This is a genomic window from Halothiobacillus sp., assembly GCF_027346185.1.
Classification (GTDB): Bacteria; Pseudomonadota; Gammaproteobacteria; order Halothiobacillales; family Halothiobacillaceae; genus Halothiobacillus.
In genome coordinates, this window is sequence record NZ_DAIESY010000109.1 from 1 (window position 1) to 5750 (window position 5750).

Annotated in this window: 4 protein-coding genes; 1 reads left to right on the forward strand and 3 read right to left on the reverse strand. The window is 57.3% G+C overall.

Features of this window, described 5'->3' with window-relative positions; translation table 11 throughout:
• From M7R55_RS07770 to mrcB, 3 genes are all read right to left on the reverse strand, one after another.
• A partial coding sequence (locus M7R55_RS07770) for a DEAD/DEAH box helicase (protein ID WP_366881173.1) occupies positions 1-626 on the reverse strand: 626 nt, incomplete at its 3' end.
• A gap of 58 nt (positions 627-684) precedes the next feature.
• On the reverse strand, positions 685-1281 hold the full coding sequence (locus tag M7R55_RS07775) for a tetratricopeptide repeat protein (RefSeq protein WP_298219849.1): 597 nt from the start codon (positions 1279-1281) through the stop codon (positions 685-687).
• Positions 1282-1360: 79 nt separating this feature from the next.
• The gene (mrcB, locus tag M7R55_RS07780) at positions 1361-3685 is read right to left on the reverse strand and encodes a penicillin-binding protein 1B (protein ID WP_298219850.1); all 2325 of its coding nucleotides are present in this window, start codon (positions 3683-3685) and stop codon (positions 1361-1363) included.
• Positions 3686-4028: 343 nt separating this feature from the next.
• Here mrcB and M7R55_RS07785 point away from each other — a divergent pair, with 343 nt between their 5' ends.
• Positions 4029-5585, forward strand: coding sequence for a bifunctional aminoglycoside phosphotransferase/ATP-binding protein (locus tag M7R55_RS07785; RefSeq protein WP_298219851.1), 1557 nt, complete (start codon positions 4029-4031; stop codon positions 5583-5585).
• Positions 5586-5750 lie beyond the last annotated feature (165 nt).

Sequence of the window (5750 nt, forward strand, 5' to 3'; positions counted from 1 at the left end):
TGCGCTGCCTCGCGGGCTTTGACCACAAAGCAATCGTCGAAGACGGGGCATTCCTTGCCGAGACAGTTTTCGTTGGTGGAGGTAACCAGAGGCCAGATGCCGTGTTCTTCGCTGACGGCATCGCAATGGGCAATATCGCCGTCGCGTGTGCGCGTGCTCCAGCCCTTGATGGTGTGCAGCGCCGTGACCCAGTCCGGGCTTTTGAGCCGACCTTCGCTCATCGCGCGTTCCAGTCGGTGCAGGCACAGGTAGTTTGAGCGTCCTTTGAGCAGGGCCGTGCGCGTGGTTGAACCCATCAGTTGCTTGATTTGAGGCAAGTCGCGGCTGAAAATCTGATCCTGCAAATGCTTGGTGCCGGTGGACACGATCGCCTTGCGTCCGGCGAGCAGAATCGGGGCGAGATAGCCGAAGGTCTTGCCCACCCCGGTGCCTGCTTCGATCACGACCGTTCGGGAATCGGTGATGGCGTCGCGGATGATCTCGGCCATTTGCAACTGGCCCGCGCGCGGCTGATAACCACTGAACGCTGCGGCAAGTACCCCGCTTTCGCCAAAGACGTCCTGCAGCGTGCTTGGCTTTGAAGGCGCAGGTGTCGTGGACAGTGTGTCTGCCGATTCCGTGTTCACAGGATTTATCCTCGAAGGGTACGCGGGGCCTCAAGCCAGTGCGTTTTTTCTTCGTTCATCAGCCTTGAGTCTGACCGGGCACGAAACCGGCCTTGCGGCGGGCCTCGGCGGCACCTTTGGTATCACCCTGCGCCTCGCGGGTCTTGGCGACCATCTGCCAGGCGGCACTGACTTCCCGATTGCTTTGAGCGTATTGCACGGCGCGAAGGGCGAACTGTTCGGCCTGTGCCGGCTGCTGCTGGGCCAGTCGCAGTTGAGCGAAATCAAGCCAGAGTCGGGCGTTGTGCGGTTGAATCTGGACTGCTCGTTCCAGTGTGGCCTCGGCCCCGCCAAAGTCACCGGACTGCGTTTGTGTCTCGGCGCGAGAGACCAGTGCCAGGACAGCCGGTGCACTGGCTGTCGGGGTGGCTTGGGCTGATGCGTTGGGTGCCGTGTTGCTATTCGATCGCGGCAGCGTTTGTTCCTGCAATCGAGGCATGTTCAGTGGGTGTGCCTGCACGGAGGGTGGAACTGGGGGTTGCTTAATGACCATGCTTGGGCGAGGCGGGGGCGTAACGGCACAACCAGCCAGCATCGCAACGGTGATGGCTAGAAGGGTGACGGCACCCATTTTGAGTGCGTGGGCTTGGTATCTTGTCTGCATAGTGGTCGGCATGGGTGTTTCCTGAGTGTTTCCTGGGTGTTGTTTCGATCAATGGTTAGCGAGTATTGGTAAGCAAGTTTGTCTTACCCCGTTATCGGAACAAATTCAAAATGGGGGTGAGCGGATTGACATGTGCACCGCCGCCCTGATCGGTGTTCCCCGAACCGGTCGAATCACCATTGCAATCGAGAATGGTCTTGGGTTCGAAACCGCTCACAAATGGCATCAGGATGCCTGGGCACTGGCTGGGAACGCGCGCCTGCTGCGCCACATCGACATTGACGAAATCGATCCCTTTGGGCGGCGTCATGTCCCGTGGCTTGTTGTACAGCGGTTTGAATGCCGATGCCCATAACGGTAATGCACCGCTGGCACCGGTCAGGCTGGTGGGCTTGTCGTCATCGCGACCGACCCAAATTACCCCGACCCGATTGCCCGTAAAGCCAGCGAACCAGGCATCTCGGCTGTCGTTGGTGGTGCCAGTCTTGCCTGCTACGCCCACGGAAGCCGGAATGGTCTTGTTCAGATTATGCGCCGTACCGTTATTTACGACGCCCTGCATGGCGTATTGCAGCAGATAAAGTGCATCGGGATCAGCCACCTTCTTGACGGTCAGCGGATAGCGTGACAGTGGTTTGCCCTCGGCGTCCACCACGCTGCGAATGGCGCGCAACGGGCTGTAGAAGCCATCGGAGGAGAGTGTCTGGTAAATTTGGGCGACATTGAACGGACTCATGGTCATCGAGCCGAGCAGCATCGAAGGGTAGAACGGCTTGATTTCCGGCCCGCCCAGGCGATGGAGGGTATCGGACACGGTCGGCAGGCCGACATCCAGACCCAGCCGGATGCTCGGCACATTGCGTGACTCGGCCAGATCGGTATATAACGGAGTGGGCCCGAGGAACTTGCGGTCGTAGTTTTCCGGTTTCCAGGGTTTTGAGCCTGGTTGATCGACGGTCAACGGGCTGTCGTCCAGCGGGGTAATCAACGAGTATTTGGCCGGGGCGGACAGGGCGGCGAGATAAATCACTGGTTTGATCAACGAGCCGATCTGTCGCTGAGCGTCCAGTGCTCGGTTATAGCCCTCATAAGCGGGATCGCGCCCACCGATCAATGCTTCGACTTCACCTGTACCGATCGAGGTGATAATACCTGCGGTTTCCAGCGTATCCGGCTTGTAATGGCGGCCTTTTTCTATCGCATCCAGCGCTGTGACCGAGTGTTCAAGCGCATCCTGCGCGCGGGGCTGCATGGTGGTGAAAATCCGCAATCCTTTGGTTTTGAGGTCTTCCGGGTTGTATTGCTGCGATAGCTGCCGCTGCACCAGATCCAGAAACGCTGGATGGGGTGACGTCGTGCCTTTTTCCTTGAGCACGCCCAGTGGTTTTTGTTTGAGTTCGCCCGCTTCGGTCGGGGTGATCAGACCGTTGTCCGCCATCAGGTCGATCACCGTATCGCGACGATCCTTGGCGCGCTCAGGGCTGCGGCGAGGGTTGTAGTAGGATGCGCCTTTTACCATGCCGACGAGCAGGGCGATTTCTTCCGGTCGCAGTTCATCGACCGGCCGACCGAAATAATAACGCGCGGCCAGCCCGAAGCCGTGAATGGCGCGGCTACCGTCCTGGCCGAGATAGACCTCATTCAGATAGCCTTCGAGGATCTTGTCCTTGGAGTAGTGCCATTCCATTTCCAGCGCCATGATCATCTCTTCGAGCTTACGCTTGTAGGTTCGCTTGGGCGTAAGGAACAGATTTTTGGCCAGTTGCTGGGTGATGGTGCTGCCACCTTGCACTTTGTGACCGCTGACAATATTGACCAGCAGCGCGCGAAATACGGCGCTCGGCACTACGCCGTGATGATGATAGAAATCCCGGTCTTCGACTGTGATGAGCGTTTTGATCAGCAGCGGCGCGTCTTTCTGTACCTGTTCAACGTTGAGCAGCACACGGTCTTCATTGATATCCGGGTAAAGCTGGCCGATCGTCATCGGTTCCAGGCGAATGATGCCGACGTTGGTACCCTTGTCGTCGTTGACTGCCTTGACCTGGTCACCGACGAATTGAACCCGAATCTGCTTATCCGGTTCGTTGCCGTCCGGGAAATTGAATGCCCTGCGGTGCAGGCGAATTTCGTTGCCGACTCGATTATAGGTGCCGGTTTCGGTGAGTGTGTCGCGGTCGCGATAATGCAGATTGGTGAGTTCATCCACCAGCTCGCCGGGCGAGAGATGCTGGCCGACATAAATTTCCTGTGGCGCCGCATAAACCGTGGCGGGCAGCTTCCAGAGCGTGCCGGAAAAGCGATCGACGACGCGTTGATTCAGAAAATACGCCCAGATGCTCATCAGCGCGGTGAGAACCAGCAGAGCGATAATCACGATGCGCCAGAAAAGACCAGGCAGGCTTAAGCGACCCACGCGAGCTCCAATTGAAGTGCTTTTGTTGGCTGTTTTATTACCGGTAGAACCTTTGCGGGTTGTGGTTTTTTGGGCTGGTCGAGCTGATTTTTTTGTTTGCGCCACCGGGCTCACCCACACTGATACACTAGAACCATAATTAGTAAACAGTTTAACAGCATCTGGCATGAAGGGTGCCCCTGAAAAACCGTGACTAAAAACCGCGATCATCGTTCGATGCGTCACGTGACCTGAACGGGTTGGTCGAACGGCAGGTTCGTCGATTTGTTCGCGCTGATTCAGTGCTTTTATGCCCAAACGCTTTTAATTTTTAATATAGTAATATCGCAAGGAATACATCGTTATGAATACCCCTGTTACGAATGCGCTACCTCTGGAACAATTCAAACGCCATCTACATGATCAATATGGCGAGGTCGTGCATTTGCAAACCCATATTTCCCACGTGTTGCTGGCCGGTCCGCACGCATACAAGATCAAAAAACCCATGGATTTCGGCTTTCTTGATTTCACCGACCGCGACCAGCGGCGGTTTTTCTGCAGTGAGGAAATCCGCCTGAACCGGCGGCTCGCGCCCGAACTGTACCTGGGCGTGGTCGGGCTAGATGCGGATGGACGACTGGTCCAAACAGCCAACACGCAAACCGAACCTGTTGTGCATATGCGCCGTTTCGATCAAAGCGACCGTCTGGATAATTACGCTCAGACTCACGGTTTGGACGATGCCTTGATCGATGATCTGGCCCGACAAATCGATCAATTCCACCAGAACGCAGCCATTGCGCCCGAGGATAGCCGCTTCGGCACACCTGAAACGGTGTATTTTCCCATTAACCAGAATTTCGAGCAGATTCGCGGCTTTTTGACCGACGATGCCGACAAAACCCAGATCGATCGTGTCGAATCGGCGAGTGAAGCGGCCTTTCTGGCGCTCAAGCCCACCATCGCGGCGCGCAAGCGTTCCGGCCACGTGCGTGAGGGGCACGGCGACATGCACCTGGGGAACATCGCCCGGATCAATGGCAAGGTGATGATTTTCGACGGGATCGAATTCAACGAAGATTTCCGCTGGAGCGATACGGCCAACGATCTGGCGTTCCTGCTGATGGATTTGACCGATCGACAGTTTTACGGCGCCGCGCGTCGTTTGCTGAGCGTCTACCTCGAATCCAGCGGGGATTACGAAGCCCTGCCGCTCATCCGCTTCTACGCGGCCTACCGCGCCATGGTGCGCGCCAAAATCGCACTATTCGGCATTCGCCCGGACATGAGCGCCGAGGAGCAGGCCGAGCAGTGGGCCACCTTCCGGCGTTATGCCGATCTGGCCGAACAATTCCTGGCACCGACCGAGGCATCACTCTGGATTACAGTCGGCTTCTCCGGCAGCGGGAAATCACTGGCGGCGATGGAGTTGGTGCAGTCATTGGGCGCCGTGCGGGTACGTTCAGATGCCGAGCGGCTGCGTCACTTCCCCGAGCGCGCCTTGCGCTACACGCCGGCGGCGACCGAGTATGTCTACGGCCATCTGGCCGATGTCGCCCGACTCGGTCTGAAGGCCGGCTGGCCGATGATTATCGATGCCACCTTCCTCAAGGAAAGCCAGCGCGCAGCCTTCGTGCAACTGGCCCAAAACTTGGGTTGCCCGTTCCATATCCTATTCATCGAATGCGATGCACCCACGCTGCGCCGCTATCTGCGTGAACGCGCCGCTCAAGGCGGGGATATTTCGGAAGCGGATGAGGAAGTGCTCGAAGCACAGATGCAAAAACTCCAGCCGCTGACTGCCTCCGAGCACGCCTACACTTATCGTTTGCGGTGCGACACGTCATTCGCGGGGCAGATCGCCGATATCGTTTGGGCAAATCCCCTCAGCCCCACTTTTGCAAAGGGGGGCGCATAAGTCCCTTCTTTTTGAACGAGAGCTCCTTGTATGTTTCATTTTGCCCGATGGAACGTACATTTTATGTAAGATTCATTTGGCTCGGCATGACAGTTCGAAGTGCCTCTGGGACATCAAGCCCGTGGGGGAGCGATGAGCGTCCTGCCGATTTTTCACGATTAACCC

What these genes read in the sequence shown, in the direction of transcription:
- M7R55_RS07775 (WP_298219849.1), bottom strand. Translation starts at nt 1,281, where the DNA reads ATGCCGACCACTATGCAGACAAGATACCAAGCCCACGCACTCAAAATG.
- M7R55_RS07785 (WP_298219851.1), top strand. Translation starts at nt 4,029, where the DNA reads ATGAATACCCCTGTTACGAATGCGCTACCTCTGGAACAATTCAAACGC.